Annotated in this window: 21 protein-coding genes; 9 read left to right on the top strand and 12 right to left on the bottom strand. The window is 76.6% G+C overall.

The features are described from left to right. The 6 genes from ACFSJS_RS14630 to ACFSJS_RS14605 form a co-directional block, all read right to left on the bottom strand. Positions 1 to 149, bottom strand: a 149-nt coding sequence (locus ACFSJS_RS14630) for an adenylyl-sulfate kinase (RefSeq protein ID WP_380900306.1), incomplete at its 3' end; no start/stop codon positions are given. 72 nt (positions 150 to 221) lie between these two features. Then, positions 222 to 944, bottom strand: a complete 723-nt coding sequence (locus tag ACFSJS_RS14625) for a phosphoadenylyl-sulfate reductase (RefSeq protein WP_380900265.1) — start codon at positions 942 to 944, stop codon at positions 222 to 224. Beyond that, on the bottom strand, positions 941 to 1,132 hold the full coding sequence (locus ACFSJS_RS14620; RefSeq protein ID WP_380900263.1) for a hypothetical protein: 192 nt from the start codon (positions 1,130 to 1,132) through the stop codon (positions 941 to 943). Before ACFSJS_RS14620 ends, ACFSJS_RS14625 begins: the two co-directional genes overlap by 4 nt. Further along, positions 1,129 to 2,826, bottom strand: a complete 1,698-nt coding sequence (locus ACFSJS_RS14615; protein ID WP_380900304.1) for a nitrite/sulfite reductase — start codon at positions 2,824 to 2,826, stop codon at positions 1,129 to 1,131. The genes ACFSJS_RS14620 and ACFSJS_RS14615 overlap by 4 nt, the downstream gene beginning before the upstream one ends. 154 nt (positions 2,827 to 2,980) lie before the next feature. Further along, complete coding sequence (locus ACFSJS_RS14610) at positions 2,981 to 3,064, bottom strand: putative leader peptide (RefSeq protein ID WP_309471194.1); 84 nt, start codon at positions 3,062 to 3,064, stop codon at positions 2,981 to 2,983. A gap of 103 nt (positions 3,065 to 3,167) precedes the next feature. Continuing rightward, complete coding sequence (locus ACFSJS_RS14605) at positions 3,168 to 3,752, bottom strand: GNAT family N-acetyltransferase (protein WP_380900261.1); 585 nt, start codon at positions 3,750 to 3,752, stop codon at positions 3,168 to 3,170. Positions 3,753 to 3,866: 114 nt separating this feature from the next. On the opposite strand from ACFSJS_RS14605, the gene ACFSJS_RS14600 reads away from it, so the two are divergent. After that, the gene (locus ACFSJS_RS14600; RefSeq protein WP_380900259.1) at positions 3,867 to 4,991 is read left to right on the top strand and encodes a YihY/virulence factor BrkB family protein; all 1,125 of its coding nucleotides are present in this window, start codon (positions 3,867 to 3,869) and stop codon (positions 4,989 to 4,991) included. 55 nt (positions 4,992 to 5,046) lie between these two features. Here ACFSJS_RS14600 and ACFSJS_RS14595 read toward each other — a convergent pair whose 3' ends face one another. Next, positions 5,047 to 5,508 (bottom strand): SPW repeat protein, encoded by a 462-nt coding sequence (locus ACFSJS_RS14595; RefSeq protein WP_380900257.1) that lies wholly within the window; start codon positions 5,506 to 5,508, stop codon positions 5,047 to 5,049. A 439-nt stretch (positions 5,509 to 5,947) separates the two neighbouring features. Between ACFSJS_RS14595 and rsgA the strand changes: the two genes are divergently transcribed. After that, positions 5,948 to 7,054, top strand: a complete 1,107-nt coding sequence (rsgA, locus tag ACFSJS_RS14590; RefSeq protein ID WP_380900255.1) for a ribosome small subunit-dependent GTPase A — start codon at positions 5,948 to 5,950, stop codon at positions 7,052 to 7,054. A gap of 80 nt (positions 7,055 to 7,134) precedes the next feature. Continuing rightward, complete coding sequence (locus ACFSJS_RS14585) at positions 7,135 to 7,719, top strand: hypothetical protein (protein WP_380900253.1); 585 nt, start codon at positions 7,135 to 7,137, stop codon at positions 7,717 to 7,719. A 341-nt stretch (positions 7,720 to 8,060) separates the two neighbouring features. Here the strand turns inward: ACFSJS_RS14585 and ACFSJS_RS14580 are convergent, their stop codons facing one another. Then, positions 8,061 to 8,702 (bottom strand): helix-turn-helix domain-containing protein, encoded by a 642-nt coding sequence (locus ACFSJS_RS14580; protein WP_380900251.1) that lies wholly within the window; start codon positions 8,700 to 8,702, stop codon positions 8,061 to 8,063. A 101-nt stretch (positions 8,703 to 8,803) separates the two neighbouring features. Between ACFSJS_RS14580 and ACFSJS_RS14575 the strand changes: the two genes are divergently transcribed. The 3 genes from ACFSJS_RS14575 to ACFSJS_RS14565 all read left to right on the top strand — a co-directional run bounded on the left by ACFSJS_RS14575 (position 8,804) and on the right by ACFSJS_RS14565 (position 12,167). After that, positions 8,804 to 10,312 (top strand): AlkA N-terminal domain-containing protein, encoded by a 1,509-nt coding sequence (locus ACFSJS_RS14575; RefSeq protein ID WP_380900301.1) that lies wholly within the window; start codon positions 8,804 to 8,806, stop codon positions 10,310 to 10,312. Further along, positions 10,309 to 10,791, top strand: a complete 483-nt coding sequence (locus tag ACFSJS_RS14570) for a methylated-DNA--[protein]-cysteine S-methyltransferase (protein WP_380900249.1) — start codon at positions 10,309 to 10,311, stop codon at positions 10,789 to 10,791. Before ACFSJS_RS14575 ends, ACFSJS_RS14570 begins: the two co-directional genes overlap by 4 nt. Positions 10,792 to 10,886: 95 nt before the next feature. Next, the gene (locus ACFSJS_RS14565) at positions 10,887 to 12,167 is read left to right on the top strand and encodes a protein phosphatase 2C domain-containing protein (protein WP_380900247.1); all 1,281 of its coding nucleotides are present in this window, start codon (positions 10,887 to 10,889) and stop codon (positions 12,165 to 12,167) included. Positions 12,168 to 12,222: 55 nt separating this feature from the next. Here ACFSJS_RS14565 and ACFSJS_RS14560 read toward each other — a convergent pair whose 3' ends face one another. From ACFSJS_RS14560 to ACFSJS_RS14545, 4 genes are all read right to left on the bottom strand, one after another. Next, positions 12,223 to 13,263 (bottom strand): DUF2637 domain-containing protein, encoded by a 1,041-nt coding sequence (locus tag ACFSJS_RS14560; RefSeq protein ID WP_380900245.1) that lies wholly within the window; start codon positions 13,261 to 13,263, stop codon positions 12,223 to 12,225. Between the two features lie 231 nt (positions 13,264 to 13,494). Continuing rightward, entirely contained in the window at positions 13,495 to 14,358 is an 864-nt protein-coding gene (locus ACFSJS_RS14555) for a (2Fe-2S)-binding protein (RefSeq protein WP_380900243.1), read from the bottom strand. A gap of 97 nt (positions 14,359 to 14,455) precedes the next feature. Next, positions 14,456 to 15,346, bottom strand: coding sequence for a hypothetical protein (locus ACFSJS_RS14550; protein ID WP_380900241.1), 891 nt, complete (start codon positions 15,344 to 15,346; stop codon positions 14,456 to 14,458). A gap of 222 nt (positions 15,347 to 15,568) precedes the next feature. Beyond that, positions 15,569 to 16,858, bottom strand: a complete 1,290-nt coding sequence (locus ACFSJS_RS14545; protein WP_380900239.1) for a hypothetical protein — start codon at positions 16,856 to 16,858, stop codon at positions 15,569 to 15,571. Positions 16,859 to 17,000: 142 nt separating this feature from the next. On the opposite strand from ACFSJS_RS14545, the gene ACFSJS_RS14540 reads away from it, so the two are divergent. The 3 genes from ACFSJS_RS14540 to ACFSJS_RS14530 are packed head-to-tail and all read left to right on the top strand — an operon-like array spanning position 17,001 to position 20,139. Next, positions 17,001 to 17,987 carry an ABC transporter substrate-binding protein gene (locus ACFSJS_RS14540; protein ID WP_380900237.1) on the top strand — a complete coding sequence of 329 codons (987 nt, stop codon included), beginning with the start codon at positions 17,001 to 17,003 and terminating at the stop codon, positions 17,985 to 17,987. Next, on the top strand, positions 17,984 to 19,075 hold the full coding sequence (locus ACFSJS_RS14535) for a FecCD family ABC transporter permease (RefSeq protein WP_380900235.1): 1,092 nt from the start codon (positions 17,984 to 17,986) through the stop codon (positions 19,073 to 19,075). The genes ACFSJS_RS14540 and ACFSJS_RS14535 overlap by 4 nt, the downstream gene beginning before the upstream one ends. A gap of 59 nt (positions 19,076 to 19,134) precedes the next feature. After that, the gene (locus ACFSJS_RS14530; protein ID WP_380900299.1) at positions 19,135 to 20,139 is read left to right on the top strand and encodes a FecCD family ABC transporter permease; all 1,005 of its coding nucleotides are present in this window, start codon (positions 19,135 to 19,137) and stop codon (positions 20,137 to 20,139) included. Positions 20,140 to 20,143: the final 4 nt, after the last annotated feature.

The raw sequence follows: 20,143 nt of genomic DNA, 5'->3' as shown, positions 1-20,143 counted from the left end.
TGGCCCTCCGCGCGCAGCCGGTCGGCCAGCGCCCGGGCGATGGTGGTCTTGCCCGCGCTCGGCAGGCCGGTCAGCCAGATCGTGGCTCCGGTGGCCGTTTCGGGCGCCGTGCCGGTCGCGTCGGCGCCGGAGGCGGTGGCCCCGCTCATGTGCCGCTCCTCAACTGTCTGGACCCGTCCGGCCGGTGGCCTCCGGGCGGGATCCGGTCGGTGGGTTCTCCGTCAGCCGTGCAGTCCGCACTCGGTCTTGGACCGCCCGGCCCAGCGTCCGGCCCGGGCGTCCTCGCCCTCCAGCACCCGCCGGGTGCAGGGCGCGCAGCCGATGGAGGGGTAGCCGTCCATCAGCAGCGGGTTGGTGAGCACACCGTGCTCCGCGATGTAGCCGTCCACGTCGTCCTGCGTCCAGCGGGCGATGGGCGAGACCTTCACCTTGCCCCGCTTCTCGTCCCAGCCGACGACCGGAGTGCCCGCCCGGGTCGGCGACTCGTCGCGACGCAGGCCGGTGGCCCAGGCGTCGTACCCCTCCAGGCCCTCCCGGAGCGGCCCGACCTTGCGCAGGGCGCAGCACAGGTCGGGGTCGCGGTCGTGGAGGCGCGGGCCGTACTCGGCGTCCTGCTCGGCGACGGTCTGCCGGGGCGTGAGCGTGACGACGTTGACGTCCATCACGGCCGCCACGGCGTCGCGGGTGCCGATGGTCTCGGGGAAGTGGTAGCCGGTGTCCAGGAAGACGACGTCGATGCCGGGCGCCACGCGCGAGGCGAGGTGCGCGACCACGGCGTCCTCCATGGAGGAGGTCACGCAGAAGCGCGGCCCGAAGGTGTCGGCGGCCCAGCGCAGGATCTCCAGCGCCGGGGCCTCCTCCAGTTCGCGGCCCGCCTCCTCGGCGAGCCGGCGCAGCTCGTCGGCGTCCGGCCGCGGGGTGGACCGGGTCCGGGTGGTGTTCATCGTGTGGGGTCCCCCTCATCACCGGTACCGGGCCGCCGCACTCCGGCGGCCAGCAGTCCGAGGAACGACAGCGTGAAGGCGCGGTTGCAGGCGGCGCACTCCCAGGCGCCGCGGCCGCCCGCCTCGGACGGCCGCAGGTCCTCGTCGCCGCAGTAGGGGCAGTAGAACGGCGCGGCCCGCTCGCTCACTTCAGCGCCCCCTCGTCGGCGCGCGCCGCCCACTGGGCGAACCGCTCGCCGTCCTGCCGCTCGGCGCGGTAGCGGCCCAGGACGCGCTCGATGTAGTCGGGCAGCTCGGCGGCGGTGACCTTCAGGCCGCGGACCTTGCGGCCGAAGGCCGGGTCCAGGCCCAGGGAGCCGCCCAGGTGCACCTGGTAGCCCTCCACCTGGTTGCCGCTCGCGTCGGTGACCAGCTGGCCCTTGAGGCCGATGTCCGCGGTCTGGATGCGGGCGCAGGAGTTGGGGCAGCCGTTGACGTTGATGGTGACCGGCTCGTCGAAGTCCGGCAGGCGGCGTTCGAGCTCGTCGATGAGGGAGGAGGCCCGGCCCTTGGTCTCGACGATGGCCAGCTTGCAGAACTCGATGCCGGTGCAGGCCATGGTGCCGCGCCGGAAGACCGACGGCCGCACCGTCAGGTCCAGTGCCTCCAGGCCCTCCACCAGCGAGTCCACCCGGTCCTCGGCGACGTCGAGGACGATCATCTTCTGCTCGGGGGTGGTGCGCACCCGGCCCGAGCCGTGGGCCTCGGCCAGGTCGGCGATCTTGGTGAGGGTGGCGCCGTCGACGCGGCCCACGCGCGGCGCGAAGCCGACGTAGAAGCGGCCGTCCTTCTGCGGGTGCACGCCGATGTGGTCGCGCCAGCGCTGCGCGGGGAACTCCGGGGCCGGGCCGTCGGTCAGCTTCCGCTTCAGGTACTCGTCCTCCAGCACCTGCCGGAACCTCTCCGGGCCCCAGTCGGCGACGAGGAACTTCAGCCGGGCGCGGTTGCGCAGCCGGCGGTAGCCGTAGTCGCGGAAGATCGACACGACGCCCTCGTGGACGTCCGCGACCTCCTCCAGGGGGACCCAGGCGCCCAGCCGGACGCCGAACCTGGGGTTGGTGGACAGGCCGCCGCCCACCCACACGTCGAAGCCGGGACCCAGCTCGGGGTGGCGCACGCCGACGAAGGCCACGTCGTTGATCTCGTGGGCCACGTCCAGCAGCGGGGAGCCGGAGACGGCCGTCTTGAACTTCCGCGGCAGGTTCGAGTAGGCCGGGTTGCCGACGACGCGGCGGTTGATCTCCTCGATCGCGGGCGTGCCGTCGATGATCTCGTCGGCGGCGATGCCGGCCACCGGCGAGCCGAGGACGACGCGCGGGGTGTCGCCGCACGCCTCGGTGGTCGACAGGCCGACGGCCTCCAGACGGCGCCAGATCTCCGGCACGTCCTCGATCCGGATCCAGTGGAACTGGACGTTCTGCCGGTCGGTGACGTCCGCGGTGCCGCGGGCGAACTCCTGGGAGAGCTCCCCGATGACACGGAGCTGCCCGGTGGTCAGCCGCCCGCCGTCGATGCGGACGCGGAGCATGAAGTACTCGTCGTCCAGCTCCTCCGGTTCCAGGACGGCGGTCTTGCCGCCGTCGATCCCGGGCCTGCGCTGGGTGTACAGCCCCCACCAGCGCATCCGGCCGCGCAGGTCGCTGGGGTCGATGGAGTCGAAACCGGCGCGGGCGTAGATCGTCTCAATGCGTGTCCGCACGTTGAGACCGTCGTCGTCCTTCTTGAACTGCTCGTTGCCGTTGAGCGGGGTGAAGTGCCCGGCGGCCCACTGACCTTCGCCGCGGTGGCGGCCGGCCTTGCGGCGGGTCGGGGCAGCGCTGGCAGGCTTGGTGGTGTCGGCCATGACGGTGTTGACGTCCTTCACTGGACTCGGCTGCGCTGGAAGCGGCCCGGGTCCGCCCGTCCGCGCTGACGTGCGCGGATCCGGATGCGGACGCGGGACGGGGGCGCCTGCCCGCGACGACGGGGGCGGCGGATGTGCGGCGGTGCTGGGACTGTCAGCCCGCCGGACAGATGGCGCTGGACATGCGGCCGAGGTCGACGTGGCGCCGACTCACCAAGGCGATTCCAGCTCTGGACATGGCAGAAGCGTGGCATGCAGATCTCGCGACAGTCCACCGATGTCCGTGATGCGGACAAGACTGTCTCACGCGACGAGACGATGTGGTGCCGGTCACATCGCTTTCAGGTCAGTGGGCCGGCTCCCGGCCACGGCCCCGGCGCCGGGACGAGGGGCTCCTCGGCCGTCTCGGTGCGGAAGACCCGGAAGCCGCGCCGCTCGTAGTTGGCCAGCGCGTGGGGGCCGTCCTTGGAGCAGGTGTGCAGCCACACCCGCCGGGTCGGCTCCCGCCCCGGCCACCGCTCCGCCAGGTCCCAGGCGCGCGCCGTCCCGTACGACAGCAGGTGCCCGCCGATCCGCCGGCCGCGGAAGGCCGGCAGCAGCCCGAAGTAGACGATCTCCACCGCGCCCTCCGGCTGCGCCTCCAGCTCGACGTACCCGGCCGGAGTGCCGCGCTCCCAGGCCACCCACGTCTCCACCCCGGGCCGCTCCAGGAACTCCCGCCAGCGCGCGTACGACCAGCCCAGCCGGTCCGTCCAGGTGACGTCCCCGCCGACGGCGGTGTAGAGGAAGCGGCTGAACTCCGGACTGGCGACCTCCGCCCGGACGACCCGGACACCGGAGGCGGCGTCCGGGGCGCGGGCGGGGACCAGGTCCCGCGGCGAGGTCTGCTCCAGCGACCAGGTGGTGACGGTGACGGCTCCGCTCATGCCGGGCAGTCAAGCACGCCGCGCCCTCGCCCCCGCCCGCCGGGGCACCGGGGCGGGGGCGAAGGCGCTGGCCACGGTGTGAACCGCGCCGGGCGGGCCGGATACGTTGGAACCGTGCAACCGGCCCCGTCATCCCCGAAGCGCTCCCCGTCCGGCACCCTGCACAGGGCCCGCGCCCTGTACCGCGACGTCCCCAAGCGGAGACTCGCCTGGCTGCTGCTGAAGGACACCGTCAACTCCTGCATGGAGTACCGCGTCCTCGGGCTCGCGGCGGAGGCCGCGTTCTTCACCCTGCTGTCGCTGCCGCCGCTGCTGCTGGGCCTCATCGGCCTGCTCGGCTACCTCGACACCTGGATCGGCACCGACACCATCACCAGCGTCCGCGCCAACCTCCTGGAGGCGTCCGCCGCCGTCCTGTCCGACCGGGGCGTCACCCAGCTCGCCGAGCCGCTGATCGACGACGTGATCGAGGGCGGACGGCCCGACGTCATCTCCTTCGGCTTCGCGCTGGCCCTGTGGTCCGGATCGCGCGCGGTGAACGTCTTCATCGACACCATCACCGTGATGTACGGGCTCGACGGCCACCGCGGCATCGTGGCGACCCGGCTGCTGGCCTTCGGGCTCTACCTGGTGGCCCTGCCGCTGGGCGCGGTCGCCCTGCCGCTGATGATCGTCGGACCGGACGCGGTGGTCGGCTGGGTGCCGCAGGTGGAGCCGCTGGTCGCGATCTTCTACTGGCCCGTGGTGGTGGTGCTCTCCGTCGTCTTCCTCACCACGCTCTACCACGTCTCGGTGCCCGTCCGCTCCCCCTGGGTGGAGGACGTGCCCGGCTCGCTGGTCGCGCTGCTGATGTGGATCGTGGGCAGCTTCCTGCTCCGCTTCTACCTGGTCCGCACCGTCGAGGGCCCGTCGCTGTACGGGTCGCTGGCCGCGCCGGTGGCCGTGCTGCTGTGGATCGGCGTCTCCGCCTTCGCCGTGCTGGTCGGCGCGGCCGTCAACGCCGCCATCGACCACGTGTGGCCCTCGGTCACCACCGCCGCCGCCCGCCGCGCCAGCGAGCGGGCCCGGGAGCAGGCCGCCGCCGAGGTCGTCGCCGCGGCGGCGCGGCGCGCGATGCGGGAGGCGGAGAGCGGCGGCGAGGAGGCGGTGGAGCCCCCCGCGGAGTTCCCCGAGCGCTGGACGAAGTTCCTGCCCCCGGGGGACGTGCGCTCCCGGCTGCGGTCGCGCCACGGGAAGTGACGCGGACCCGGGGCGGACTCCGCCCCGGGCCTGCGCCGGCGGGCGGCGGCCGGGGTCACCCGCTCGTCTCCCCCTTCCGGTGCGCCCGGGCGCCCTTGCCGCCCCTCCTGCCGACGGCCAGGAGCGCCAGGCCGAGGAGGAAGAGGATCCCCCCGGTGATCACGTTGGTGAGGATCGTCCGGATGGTGTCCACGTTGCCCGTCACCAGCCAGGGGGACAGCACCGTCCAGGCGCCGATCGCGCACACGGCCATGCTCAGGCCGTAGGTCCGCTCGAACGCCACGGCGAGGGTCAGGCCGATCACCGCGAGGGCGATGCCGGTCACGAAGTTGTTGACGGTCAGCGCGTTGAACCGGGTGAACCCCACGATCCAGGGCGAGATCAGCAGGAAGACGCCGGCCAGCATGGTCAGCGCCTCCAGCCCCTGCGCCGTGGGCGTCGACGCCGCTCGCGCGTAGCGTGCGCGCATCTCCACCAGGTCGGGGTGCTCCTCGATGCGCGACGTGGGTGTGGCCATCTGCGCCACCTCCTCCGAGAGTCTCATCTCTATGACCTAGTTTTCACCCTTACGGCAGGTTCTGTCTCCTGTGGAAGTCCTCCTTCCTTCCAGACCCTCCCCCGCCCGCGCGGGGCCGCCGGCGGAGCGCGGGAAAACCGGTGGCGGCCGGCCGCCGCCCCGCCTACAGTCCGTTCCGCGAGGAGGGCGCCGCCCTCCTCCCGCCGCGCGGCCGAGGACCGGCCGGCGCCGGCCCACGACCGGAAGAGGACGAAGGGGAGGTGGACACGATGACCGTCGCTGTCGCCGTTGCCGCCGCGGGCGCGTCCCGCAGGCATCCGACCGTTCCCACCACCCCCGCGGCCTCCGGCTGAGACCGGCGTCCGGGCGGCGCCGCCGCGCGCCCGCCCGGACCGCCCCGCACCCGCCGGAGCCGCCCTCCCCGAGAGGTCCTTCCGCGTTGAGCCCCCTCGACGTCACCGGCGCGTCCGGCGCGCCCGCCCACCCGCTCGCCCCCTACGGCTGGGACGAGCACACCGCCGAGGCCTTCGCCCCCCACGGGCGGCAGGGCCTGGTGCCCGCCCGCGTGGTCCGCGTGGACCGCGGCCGCTGCGAGGCCGTCACCGCCGACGGGACCGTGCGGGCCGACACCGCGCCCGTCGCCGCCCCGGACCCGGTGCGCGCCGTCTGCACCGGCGACTGGGCCGCCCTCGGCCCCGGCCCCGGGCCGCTGCCCGAGGTGCGCGCCCTGCTGCCCCGGCGCACCGCCATCGTCCGCTCCACCTCCTCCAAACGCTCCCAGGGGCAGGTGCTGGCCGCCAACGTCGACCACGCCGTCGTCGCCGTCTCCCTGGCCGCCGAGCCCGACCCCGGGCGCCTGGAGCGCTTCCTCGCGCTGGCCTGGGAGAGCGGCGCCCGGCCGCTGGTCGTCCTCACCAAGACCGACCTCGCCCCCGACACCCACCACGCCGTCGCCGACGCCGAGGCCGTGGCGCCGGGCGTGACGGTGCTCGCCGTCAGCGCCGTGACCGGGGAGGGCCTGGACGTGCTCGCCGCCGTGCTCTCCGGCGGCACCGCCGTGGTGTTCGGCCAGTCCGGGGCCGGCAAGTCCACCCTCGTCAACGCGCTGATCGGGCAGGACGTCCTGACCGTGGCGGAGACCCGCGCCCGCGACGGCAAGGGGCGGCACACCACGACCACCCGGGAGCTGTTCGCCCTGCCCGGCGGCGGGGTCCTCATCGACACCCCCGGGTTGCGCGGCGTCGGACTGTGGGACGCCGAGGAGGGCCTCGGCCGGACGTTCGCGGACGTCGAGGACCTGGCGCGCGGCTGCCGCTTCCACGACTGCGCGCACGCCACCGAGCCGGGCTGCGCCGTCCTGGCCGCCGTCGACGACGGCGTCCTGCCCGAACGGCGGCTGGAGAGCTACCGCAAGCTGCTGCGCGAGAACCAGTACCTCGCGGCCCGCACCGACGCCCGGCTGCGGGCGGAGCTGCGGCGGGACTGGAAGCAGAAGCAGGCGCTGGGGCGCCACATGGTGGAGCGCAAGCGCGGCCCGCACCGGTAGGCCCCGGCGGCGGACGACCGTCCCGCCCCCGCCCCCGTCCGCGCCCTCCCGGCCGGACGGGGGCGGCTACCGTGGGCGGCGTGACGAACGACGCGCCCGCCCCGCCCCTGGGCCCCCGGCAGTTCCAGCTCGTCCTGCTGCGCCGGATGGCCGACTTCCAGCCCGAGAAGGTGCTGGACGCCCTGCGCGAGCTGGGCGCCGACCGGGCCGAGATGCGTGAGGCCAACCGCCGCTGGCAGGCCGCGGTCCGCTCGCCGCGCGCCCGCGGGGCCCTCGCCCGCTACCGCTCCGTGCTCGGCGAGCCCGAGGCCGCGGAGCCGCGCCGGGTGGGCGACCTGGACTGCCGGGCGCTGCGCTGGCCGGTCCCGCTCTGGCCCGACCTGCGCCTGGAGGTGCTGACCGCGCCCGGGGGCGCGGTCTGGAACGAGTGGCTGGTGCGCGCCCCGGACGCGCCCGGTCCCGTGCTGCGCACCGTCGAGGACCTGCTGCCCTGGAGCTGCACGGTGGACGAGGTCGCCCGCGCCTTCGCGCCCGCCCGTCCGATGGAGGGCTCCGCCCCCACCCGCTGGCGGCTGGCCTTCACCGCCCCCGACCGGGCGGGGACGCGGCACGAGGTGATCGCGGAGTTCGGCTGGGGACTGCTCCAGCGCCTCCCGGAGCGCTGATCCCGCAGCCCTCGGGGGCCTCCGCCGGCTCCCGGCCTTCCCGGCCTTCCCGGCCTTCCCGGCCGTCGCGCGCCGGACCGGGAGGACCGGCGGTCACGGCGACGCCACGCCGCGGCCGGAGTGGACCAGACGCAAGCCGGTCTCCACCAGGACCCAGCCGAGCCGGCGGCGCACGGTGGCCACCCGATGCGCGCCCGGCAGTGCCGGGCGCGGGGCGCGGACAGCGCGCGCCAGGCGCTCGCGAGCTGCTCGGCGCCGTAACTCGGCGGAGTGTGTCCGCAGGAGGACGAGGTGGATGTCGGGGTGGTGGTGCACGGGACTCTCCGGTGGGGTCGGGGCGGTCAGTCGTCGGCGCGGGGAAAGGCGTGCAGGTGGACGCGGAAGCGGGCGGTCTGCTCGCCCTCGGCGGCCCGCTCCCGGTAGCTCTCGACCAGCGCGTGGAGGCGTTCGTTCAGCTCCCTGGCGAGTTCGGGGGACAGCCGCAGGGTGAAGTCGCTGAGGGCGGAGGCCTGCCACCACTCCCCGGGCCGGTCGTGCACCGTGCTCAGCCAGGTGTGCAGTTCGCGGACGTGGGTGGTGGCCACCTCGTGCATGAGCAGCATCAGAGCGCCCCGCACCTCCGCGTCGGGGTGGCGGAAGAACTCCTCGACGTCGCCCGGTTCCGTCCCCTGCTGCGCGGCGCGCCACCAGCGCTCCCGCGCGGTGCCGCGCCCGGGTTCCTCCTCGATGAAGTGGTGAGCGGCCAACTGCCGCAGGTGGTAGCTCGTCGCCCCGCTGGACTCGTGGAGCCGCTCGGCCAGCCGGGAGGCGGTCGAGGGCCCGTACTCGCGCAACGCGCCGAGGATCCGGATGCGCAGCGGATGGGCCAGGGCGCGCAGGGAGCGGGGATCGAGGGTGCGGACCGAGTACGGGGGCGTCCGGAGGGATCGGCCATGGGGTGACCGCAGACATGCAAAGGAAGGTTTGCATGGGGTCGTTTGCAAAATACCCCTTGCATGTCGGGGCGGGCCGCCGGAGCCGCCCCACGACCGCGTCCCATTTCCGCCAGTGGCGGCCCCTCCCGCGGCGCACACTGGAACGCGTGATGGACGACGACACCAGGTACGAGGCGGTCCGCAGCCGGGACGAGCGGTTCGACGGCGTGTTCTTCACCGGTGTGCTGACCACCGGGATCTACTGCCGGCCCAGCTGCCCGGCCGTGACCCCTCTCCGGCGCAACGTGCGCTTCTTCCCCTCGGCCGCCGCGGCCCAGCGGGCCGGTCTGCGGGCCTGCCGCCGCTGCCGGCCGGACGCCGTGCCCGGCTCGGCCGAGTGGAACGCCCGGGCCGACGTCGTCGGCCGCGCGATGCGGATGATCGCCGACGGGGTCGTGGACCGCGAGGGCGTCGAGGGGCTCGCCCGGCGGCTGGGCTACAGCGTCCGCCAGGTCCGCCGCCAGCTCACCGCCGAACTGGGCGCCGGGCCCGTGGCGCTGGCCCGCGTGCAGCGGGCGCACACCGCCCGGGTGCTGCTCCAGACGACGGCGCTGCCGGTCACCCGGATCGCCTTCGCCTCCGGGTTCGCCAGCGTGCGGCAGTTCAACGACACGGTCCGCGAAACCTACGCGTGCACCCCGCGGGAGCTGCGGGCCCGCACCCGCGTCCGGCCCGAGGCGGTGCCCGCCGAGGGCGGGGGAGTGGCCCTGCGGCTCGCCCACCGGGAGCCGTACGACGCGGCGGGGGTCTTCGCCTTCCTCGCGGCGCGGGCCGTCCCCGGGGTCGAGGAGGTCACCGGGGAGCCCGGCGGGCGCGTCTACCGGCGCACCCTCGCCCTGCCCCACGGCCACGGCGTCGCGGAGGTCCGGGAGGACGGGGGCGGCGGCTGGCTGCCGTGCCGGCTGCACCTGGCCGACTTGCGGGACCTGACCACCGCCGTCCAGCGGATGCGGCGGCTGTTCGACCTGGACGCCGATCCCCGCGCCGTCACCGACCGCCTGGGCGGCGACCCGCACCTCGGCCCGCTGGTCCGCGGGCGGCCCGGACTGCGCTCGCCGGGCGCGGCCGATCCCCACGAGCAGGCGGTGCGCGCCGTGCTCGGCCAGCAGGTCACCGTCGGCGCGGCCCGCGCCCTGGCGGGCACGCTCACGGCGGCGTACGGCAAACCGCTGCCGGCCCCCGACGGCGCCCTCACCCACCTCTTCCCCGAACCCGCCACCCTCGCCGAGGCGCCCCTGGACGAGCTGCGGATGCCCGACGCCCGCCGCCGCGCCCTCCGCACGCTCGCCGCGGCCCTGGCCGACGGCACCGTCGTCCTGGACCCCGGCGCCGACCGGGACGAGGCCGAGCAGGCCCTGCTGGCGCTGCGCGGCATCGGCCCCTGGACGGCCGGCTACATACGGATGCGCGCGCTGGGCGACCCCGACGTCTTCCCGCCCGGCGACGCGGGTGCCCGGCACGGGCTGGAGCGGATCGGGGCCGGCACGGAACACGCCGAGGGCTGGCGGCCCTGGCGCTCCTACGCCCTGCACCACCTGTGGAGCGCGGTCGCGTGCCCCCCGCACCCGCCCCGCGCTCCCCGCACCCCTTCCAGGCACACGACACCGGAGACACCATGAGCACTCTCTACACCACCCACCCCAGCCCCCTGGGCGAACTGCTGCTCGCGGGGCCCGAACCGGGCGTCCTGGCCTCGGTCACCGTGCCCGGCCAGAAGGGCGGCGCCCGCGTCCTGCCCGACTGGCGGCGCGACGACGCCGCGTTCGCCGGTGTGGTGCGGCAGTTCGACGCCTACTTCGCCGGGGAGCTGAAGGAGTTCGACGTCCCGCTGGCGGTGCGCGGGTCGGAGTTCCGCAGGCGGGTCTGGTCGGCGCTGGAGCGCATCCCCCTCGGGGCGACCGTCACCTACGGCGAGCTGACCGCGATGGCGGGCCTGGGGCCGCGGGCGGTGCGCGCCGTCGGGGGAGCGGTGGGAGCCAACCCGCTGACGGTGGTGCGCCCCTGCCACCGCGTCATCGGCGCGAACGGGACGCTCACCGGGTACGCGGGCGGTCTGGAGCGCAAGCGGTGGCTGCTGACCCACGAGGGGGTGTTCTGAGAGGCGCGCGTCCGCAGACCGGGTCGTGACGCCCCGTCACAGGCGCGAGTGGCCGAACCGTGCGCCCCGTTCTTCGGGGTGTGGACAATGAGGGGATGAGCCAACAGGGTGAGCGTGCGGGCGGGCCCGACTGGTGGAGCCGGCTCTACGACGGCGACCCGCCGGACACCGGACGGGCGCCGGCGCGGGACAGCGTCGACGAGCGGTACGACTCGGCGGCCCGTGCGGTCGGCGGGCCCCCCTCGCCGGCGGCGCGGGGGGAGGAGCCCGGGGAGACCGGGGTCCCCGGAGGGACCGGTGGGCCGCGGCCACCGGGGGAGGGCGGGACGGTGCCGCCCGGCGGCTCACGGGACGCCTCGGAGCCCGCCCCCGGGTCCGGCGGCGGCCCCGCTCCCGGACCCGAGCCCGTGCCCGCCCCTCCGGCGGCCTCCGCAGTCCGGCCGGAGTCCGCGCCGGCCTCCCCGGCCCCCGGCCCGCCGGCCGCCGAGCCGTTCGCGCTGCCCGCCGCCGATCCCGCCGGACTGCCCCACCTGCCGTCCGACACCGCGCTCGACGGGGCGCGGTACGGCCCCTTCACCCTGCGTGCCGTCTCCACGCGCGGCGACGGGGCGCGCCGCCGGGGCGAGCCGCGCCGCGAGGCCCTCCTCACCGCCCGCTTCGGCGACGGGGACGAGGCCCTGGTGCTGGTGGCGCTCGCGGCCGGGACCGGGACGGGCACCGCGGCGCACCGGGCGGCGCGGGAACTCTGCCACCACATCGGCGCCTCCGTGGGGCGCAGCCACGCCCGGCTGTCGGAGGACATCCGGGAGGCCCGGCGCGGTGCCCTGAAGTCCGGACTGCACCGGCTGACCGGCCGCGCCTACGGCCGGCTGCGGGCCGACGCCGGCGCGCGCGGCGCCGAGGCGGGGGCCTCCACGGCCGCCGTGCGCTGTCTGCTGCTGCCCGTGGACCCCCGGTGCCGCATACGGGTGTTCTTCGGCGTGGGGGAGGGCGGCCTGTTCCGGCTCAGGGACGGCGCCTGGCAGGACATCGAACCCGGCGGCCACGGCACCCGTGCGCGCGAGGCGGCCGCCGCTCCGGGAGCGGAGGCGTCCGGGGCGGCCGGCGGGGACGGGGGGACCACCGCGGCGGGCCCGAGCCCGATGCCCGGCCCGTTCCGCTTCCGCGCCTCCCTGGCCCGCCCCGGCGACACCCTGCTGCTGTGCGGGGAGGGCCTGGCGGAGCCGGTGCTCGGCGCGGAGGGCTTCGCCGACCGGCTGGCCGGACGCTGGTCCGGTGCCCGGCCCCCGGGGCCGGCCGGCTTCCTGGCCGACGTCCGGCCGGATGCCGGGGAGCACGAGGAGGACCGGACGGCCGCCGCGGTCTGGGAGCACTGACCGCGGCGGCCGTCGGGCGCACGAGGGGGGCCGGCGTCCGGCCGGGCCGCCCGGCTCAGCCGAACTGCTTCTCGATCGCGGCGAGCTTGGCCTCCAGCGAGTCCAGCCGGGGGCTGGTCAGGCTCTCGTCCGCGCCGAGCGGGTCGGCGGGACGGGGCGGCTCCACCTTGCGCAGCCCCTCCGCCCCCAGCCCGCCGCCGGCGGCAGGGTCGTCGCCGGCGGGCCGGAGCGCGGCGCGCGGGCGGGCGGCCGGCTGCGGGGTACCCGCGCTGACCTCCAGCTCCAGCTGGGCGTCGCCGCCCCGGCGCCCCATCCGGCTGATCGCCTTCAGCCGGGCCCGCTCCAGCTTCTTCTGCTCGCGCCGGCGGTCGCGCTCCTGCTCCTTGCGCCGCCGGTCCTCGCGGACCTCGTCGACCGCCTCGTCCAGCGTCCGCACGCCCTCCAGCAGCATCAGCGACCAGGCCGCGTAGGTCTCGCGCGGCGCGCGCAGCCACCGCACGACGCGGATCTGCGGAAGCGGGCGGGGCACCAGGCCCTGCTCGCGCAGGGCGGCGCGGCGGGTCTGCTTCAGGGCGCGGTCGAAGAGGATGGCCGCCGCGATCGACATGCCGGCGAAGAACTGCGGGGCGCCGGCGTGCTCGTCACCGCGCGGCGCGTGCACCCAGTTGAACCACGCCGCGGCGCCCGCGAACAGCCACACCAGCAGCCGGGAGCCGAGGGAGGCGTCGCCGTGGCTGGCCTCGCGGACGGCGATGACGGCGGAGAACATGGCCGCGCCGTCCAGACCGAAGGGAACGAGGAACTCCCAGCCGCCCGAGAGCCCCAGGTTCTCCCGGCCGAAGCCGACCAGGCCGTGGAAGGAGAGCGCGGCGGCGACGCCCGCGCAGCAGAACAGCAGGACGTAGGAGGCGATGGCGTAGACCGTCTCCTTGCGCCGGCGCCGTTCCTCCATGCGCTCCCAGGAGTCCGAGTTCTGCTCCTCCTCGTTGCGGTGGCGGCCGCGCCCGCGGCCCATCAGCACGACCGCGGCCAGGGCGCCGACGAGCAGTACGGCACCCGTCAGTACCCAGTTCACAGATATCTCCGTCAGTCTCATCCGGGGGTGTCCCTTGCCTGGCGGCATGCCGGGGAAGGCTCCGCCGTGCTCGCGTTGGCTTCGTTGACGCGCAGCATCCTGGCGGAAAAAGGATTGTGGGGCAGGCGCTTTGCACCCGGAATACCGCCGATGGTGGCCAGAACGTGCGAACAGGAGTGTAGCGAGTCGGACTTGCTGTCGGCTCCCCGCCGGGCGATCGAAACCAAAGGGTGTCCGACCGTTCCCGGGCGGTCAGTTGACGGCGGTTCCGCTCAGACGCTCGATCCGGTCCGTGTCGCACGTCCGCGGGCAGGTGACGCAGGTGTCCTGGGGGCGCAGCGTGTAGAACAGGCAGCAGCTCGCCCGGTCCCGGGTGGAGTAGGTCTCGCCGCCGGGGCCGGACAGCTCGCGGAAGCCCGCCCCGGCCGGATACGGGGCGACGGAGCCCGGCAGCAGCAGCTCCGCCTCGGCCATCGCGCGCCGCTCCTCGCCCAGCAGGTGGCCGATGTACCACAGGCCCTCGGTGATCTCGTCCGTCACCATGCCCCACAGCGCGCGCGGTCCGCGGCGCATGCGCGGCCGGAAGCCGTCCAGGACCGGGCCGATGTGCTCGGCCACGGACTCCCGCACGGCCGCCCGCAGCTCCTCCTCGCCGGAGACGGTGCGGGCGCCGGGCAGCGCGGCGGCCGGGTCGTCCGGCAGGCAGGAGAACTCCTCGATCCGCACCGCCAGCCGGCCCGAGGAGCGGTCGAAGGAGGCCGCCCCGGCCGGGACGCGCGGCACCCGGCGGTGCAGGAACCAGGGGAGCGTCACCAGCAGGCAGGCCGACCAGGCGTAGCGGTGCAGGCCGAAGCTGGCGATCACGTCCGGCCGGGCGCGCTGCCCGTAGTCGCGCAGGGTCTGCTCGTCGTCCCAGGAGAGGAAGGCGTCCAGCGCCTCGCCGCCCCGGGCCAGCTCCGCGGCCCGCACCCAGCCGCCGCCGCGCGGCAGGTCGCCGTCGGCGGCCACCTCCAGGACGCGCAGGCCCGGGAAGACCTCGGCCAGCCGGTCGTACGCGGCCGAGAAGGGCGATGCGGCGGACGCCGTGGGCGCCGGAGCGAGGGTGCACATGGCCATGCGGGTACCACCGAATCGAGCGCTATAACAGGTAAGGCTTACCTTAGCCCAGATGATCGCCGGTGGCACCACGGATCCGCCGCAGGAGTGACGCGGGTCACGCGCCGGCCGCCCCCGTCCCGTCCGCTCCGCCCGCCGCGCTCCCCCCGCCGCCCTGCTCGTCCCGTCCGTCCTGCCCGCCGTCCCGTCCGCCCTGCCCGCCGTCCTGCCCGAGCCGGTCGGCCAGCCAGCTCGGCACTCCGCCCAGCAGGCGGAACAGGCGTCCGGCCTCCGCCCTCAGCCGCTCCGCCTCCGGCTCCGGCTGGACGTCCGCCAGGGAGACCAGGGCGGGGGCCATGCCGACCAGGAAGCCCAGTTCCTCGCGGATGCGCAGCGACTCGGTGAAACCGTGCCGTGCCTCGGCCAGGTCCCCGGCGCGCAGCGCCAGCCCGGCCAGGTGCCGCCAGGTGAAGGAGCACAGCAGGGCGTCGCCGTGCTCGGTGGCCGCGGCGTGCGCCCGGCGGTAGGCCGCCCGCGCCGCCTGCGGGCTGTCGCCGAAGTGCTCGGCCATCAGCCCGCGCCGGAAGTCCAGCAGCGCCCGCCGGCGGGAGGCGGGCGGCAGCAGCGCGGCCGCCCGGCCCAGCGCGGAGCGGGCCTCGTCGGCCCGGTCGCGCACGCCCAGCACCGCGGCGGCGTACGCCAGGTACCCCCGCTCGCAGGCGGCCGCGGCCCGCTCCTCGTCGGAGGAGGCCAGCGCCTCGGCCGTGCGCAGCGCCTCCTCGGCGCGCTCCCAGCCGCCGGCGGTGAACAGGCACTGCTCCACCAGCAGCCCGGCCCGCCGCAGCGCCGCCGGGGCGTCGTCCTGCGCCACGCGCGGCTCCAGCAGCGCCGCCGCGTCCTCCCAGCACCCCCGGGACCTCAGTCGCCACACCGCGTGGTCGAGCGGATCGCCGGCCACCTCACCCGTACCCCCCAGCCGTGCCGAACGTGACATGGCGGTCTCCGCCACAGTGCCCTCCCATGCGCGCCGCGAGCCGGATGTGAGCGAATCTCAGCACGAACCCGGGAGCCCGGCCAAGAGGAAAGTGTGAACCAATTCACAATCTTGGCGCTTTCTCGGGGGGCTTGTTCAAGGGGCGCTTGGTCCCCTCTTGTGCGCTCCCTTGTGCGCCCTTTCGGGCACCCCGGTGCGCCCCTGCTCCGGTCCGGTGCGGCCCGCCGGGGGCCGCCGTCAGCGCCCGGCGGGGTCCAGGTGCGCACCGTCGCCCGGCACCAGCAGCGCCAGCCGCCCGCCCTCGTCCAGCGCGGTCGGCAGGGCGATCCCGGCCCGCTCGGTGCCGCCCGCGGCGTCGATCAGGTGGACCTCGCCGTGCCCGCCGCGGGAGACGGCCACCCACGGCGCGCCCGGCGAGGCGGCCAGGGCCCGCCGCTGGACCCCGTCCCAGGGGGTGCCGCCGCGGCGCGGTGCGCCGTCCATCGGCGGCAGCGGCACCCGCGCGGTGACGGCGGGACGCCCCGTGCCGGAGGGGTCGGCGGCCAGGACGACCAGCTCGTCGCCGTCGGGGTGGCAGCGCGCGAACGCCACGTGGGCCGCGGCGACGGCCATGCGGAACACCAGGCCCTCGCCCAGCTCCACCCGGCCGGTGCGGCTGGTGTCGAGGTGGTGCCACCAGGCGTCGTTGGTCCAGGAGGGCCAGTCGGCCGGGTCCGGCGGCCCGCCACGCAGGCAGGACCACAGCAGCCGGCGCCGCGCGTCGATCCGCAGGAAGTAGCCGCGCCCGCCCGACCGGCCGTCCGCCGCCCAGGGCAGCGGGGGCTCGGCGGCCAGGCCGCGGTCCGACCGCCGCGCCCGGTGCACTCCGGAGCCGGTGGCGGCGAACAGCCGCCCGGTGGCCGGGTCGTGGGCGTCCCCGTGCCCGTCGCCGGGGAGGGGCAGCTCCGCGAGCGGGGCGGGGGCGGGCGGGCAGCCGGGGCCGGCCGCCAGCAGGTCGGCGTGGCGGTACGCGGCCAGGGAGCCGGGCTCGCGGTGCCGCAGGACGACCAGCGGCCCGCCGCCGGCGCGGTCCCCGCCGGGCGCGCCGTCCAGGACGGTCGCCCCCGGTTCGCCCGGCCGCACCCGCACCCGCACCGCGTACGGGCCGCCGGGCGCCTCCAGGTCCACGGCGGTCAGCAGGTCGCTCCACGGCTCCTCGTTGCGGCCCAGCCCGGTGGTGACGACCAGGCGCCGCCCGTCCGGGGAGGCGGCCAGGTGCTCGGCGGGGGCGGCGACGGGCACCGTGGCGGCGACCGGGTCCCCGCCGCGCACCGCCTCGAAGGGCGCGAGCACCACCAGTTCCCCGGCCCGGTCGTCCACGAAGGCCACCCGGTCCCCGGGCAGTGCCAGGAAACCGGCGTGCTCGCTGACGTGGCGCCCCGTCAGCGAGGCCAGGAGCGCGCCGCCGGGCAGGGCCAGCAGGTGGACGGCGCCGGCGACGTGGTCGGCGGCCAGCAGCAGGGGCGGCGGGGGCGGTGCGGTGGCCATGCGGAACCTCCGGAGGGGTGGACCCGGTAGATGAATCTGATAATGATTATCGTGTTTTACCGGCGGACGGGTGACCCGGGGGGCCCGCACCGTGTCCGGCCCCCTTCCGCGCCCCCGGACCAGGAAGAACCGGGAGTCGCCCATGACGCGCCCACCGACGCGCGCCGCCCGCCTGCTCGCCGCCACCGCCGCACTGGGAGTCCTGCTCGCCGGGTGCGGCACCGGCACCGGCCCGGAGACGTCCTCGGCCGGGGACGGAACGGACCGCGGGCCGGGGGTCGAGACCACGGTCGAGCCCATCGAGCCCGCCCGGAAGGTCACCGGCCCCGACGGCGCCTCCGTCGCCACCGACGCCGAACCCCGGCGCATCGTCTGCCTGGTGGCCCTGTGCGACGACATGCTGACCGAGCTGGGCATCACACCGGTGGCCACCAACTCCGCCCTGCTGGCCCACCCGGACTTCCTGGGACCGCGGAAGGCCAAGGAGGTCCCCGTGGTCCCCGGCGGCTTCCTGGCCCCCGAGGTCGAGGCGATCCTCTCCCACAAGCCCGACCTGGTGATCGGCCTGGGCGACACCCACGGAAAACTCGCCCCCGCCCTCGAGGGCGCCACCGTCTTCTGGCCCGTCCAGCCCGAGAGCTGGCAGGACAGTGTCGGCTACCTGCGGGCCCTGGCCGCCCTGACCGGGCGCACCGAGCAGGGCGAGGCCGCCGAGAAGCGCTTCCGCACCACCCTGGCGGAGGCCCGGAGGCAGCGCAGCGACAAGACCGCGCTGATCATCTTCGGCAGCGACGAGAACTTCGGCGTCGCCACCCCCGGCACCGACGTCGCCGCCGGGCTCTTCCCCGGCCTGGCGCACTACCCGTGGCAGTCCCGCGGCGTGGAGGGGAGCTACAGCATGGAGGAGATCCTCGCCCGCGACGTCGACGTGCTCTTCGTGGAGACCCTCTCCTTCGGCGGGGGCGGCGGGAAGCTCTCGGAGAAGCTGGCCGACAACCCCCTGTGGTCGAAGATCCCCGCCGTGCGCAACGGCGACGTGCACGAGGTGGACCCCGAGGTGTGGGCCAAGGGCCGCGGCACCCGGTCCCTCGGCATCGTCGTCGACGAGGCCACGGCCGCGCTGCGGTGAGCGCCGCGGTGCAGTGGACGGGCGTCGCCCTCCTGCTGGCGGCGGCCTCGGCGGCCGCCCTGTGCCTGGGCACCCCCGCCCTGCCGCCCTGGGAGCTGCCCGCCGTGCTGGCGGGCGGCGGGGACGGCGGCGCGGGCGGCCTCGCGGGCGTGGTCGTCACCGAACTGCGGCTGCCCCGGCTGGTGCTGGGCCTGGTCGCGGGGGTCTGCCTGGGCGCGGCCGGACTGGTGCTCCAGGAGGCCCTGCGCAACCCCCTGGCCGTCCCCGAGATGCTCGGCGTCTCCTCCGGGGCGGCCCTGGGGACGGCCGCGCCGCTGGTGCTCGGCCTGGCCGTGCCCGCGCTCCTGCAGCCGGTGCTCGCACTGGCCGGAGCGGCACTCGGCGGCATGCTGACGCTGCTGGCGGCCGGGTTCGGGCGCAGCCCCTCGGCGGTGCTGCTCACCGGGGCGGCCGTCGCGGCCGCCCTGCAGGCCGCCCTGCTGGTGCTGATGGTGATGGCCGACCAGCTCGACCTCCAGCTGATCTACCGCTACCTGCTGGGCAGCCTGTCCGCCCGCACCTGGGGCGACGTGGCGGGCCTGGGGCCGTGGCTGCTGCTCGCACTCCCCGCGCTGGTCGTCTGCGCGCCGGTGCTCGCCGTGCTGCGGCTGGGCGACGACGACGCGCTCGCCCTGGGGGTGCGGGTGCGCCGGGCCCGGCTGGCCGCGCTGGCCGTCGCCGTGGTGCTGATCGCCCCGGTGGTGGCGGTGTGCGGACCGGTCGCCTGGGTCGGTTTCCTCGCCCCGCACCTGGCCCGGCGGATGCTGCCGGACGCCGGCGCGGTGCGGTGGCTGCCGGCCTCGGCCGCCCTCGGCGCGGTGACCGTCGTCTGCGCCGACCTGCCGGCGCGGCTGGCCCTGGCCCCGGTCGAGACCCCGGTGGGCGCCTGGACCGCGCTGCTGGGCGTACCGGTGGGCGTGGTGCTGCTGCGCACCGGCCGGCGGACGGGGGCGGCCGGCGCCGCGGGCGCCCCGCCGGCCGCGCAGGCGCCGCGCGGCGCGCGGGCGGCCGTGCCCGCGCCGCGGTCGGGGAAGGGGGCGGTCCGGTGAGCGCGCCGCACGAGGCGGCCGGGGCACCCGCGGGGGAGCGGCGCCCGGCGGCCCGGCCGGTGCTCCGGCTGGCCCTGCTCCTGGTGCTGGTGGCCGCGGCCGCGTGCGCCGCGCTCCTGGCCGGCCGGGCCGTGCCGCCCGACCGGGTGGCGGAGGTGCTGGCGGGCGGCGGCGACCCCACCGCCCGCCACGTCGTCCTCCGGCTGCGCCTGCCCCGGCTGCTGGTGGCACTGGTCGCCGGGGCCTGCCTGGGGACGGCCGGACTGGTGCTGCAGTCCGCCCTGCGCAACCCCCTGGCGGGCCCCGAGGTCACCGGCGTCACGCCGGGGGCCGTCCTCGGCGCCGTGACCGCGACCGGGCTCGGGCTGGCGGGCTGGGACTCGCCCGCCGCCGTGGTGGCGGCCGCGTGCCTGGGCGGTTTCGCCGGGGCGGGCCTGCTGTGGCTGCTGACGGGGAAGGACCGGGGCGACCCGGCCGCGACCGCCGTGAACGGCGTGCTCGTCTCGGCGGTCCTGTCGGGGCTCACCGCGATGGTCCTGCTCGTCGCCCCCGGGGAGCTGGGCAGCGTCGTGCAGTGGCTGGTCGGCACCACCGAGGGGCGGGTGTGGGAGCACTGGCACCTGCTGTGGCCCTGGGCGCTGGCCTGGGGCGCGGCGGCCTGGCTGCTGGCCGCCCCGCTGACGCTGCTGCGCTGCGGCGACGAACAGGCCGCGGCGGCCGGGCTGGCCGTCGGACGGGCCCGCGCGGCCGCCCTGGTCTGCGCGGTGGCGCTGACCGCCGGCGCGGTCTCGGCCGTGGGGGCGCTGGGGTTCGTCGGGCTGCTGGTGCCGCACCTGGCCACCGCCCTGACCGGCGCGGACCTGCGGCTGTCGCTGCCGGGCGCCGCGCTCACCGGCGCCGCCGTGGTCTGCGGCGCGGACGCCGCCGCGCAGCTCCTCTCCCGGCCGGCGGCGGCGGTGCTGGGGGCCGACCGGCTCGCCCTGCCCGTCGGCGCGCTCACCACCTGCCTGGGCGCCGTCCTGCTGCTGTTCGTGGTGCGCCGTGCGCCGGGGCGGACGTACTGACGCC

Origin of the sequence: Streptomyces desertarenae, from assembly GCF_042681365.1 — a bacterium.
GTDB classification, from domain to species: domain Bacteria; phylum Actinomycetota; class Actinomycetes; order Streptomycetales; family Streptomycetaceae; genus Streptomyces; species Streptomyces desertarenae.
The sequence above is the reverse complement of the archived record's forward strand: the minus strand, read 5'-3'. Positions and strand labels throughout refer to the sequence as shown.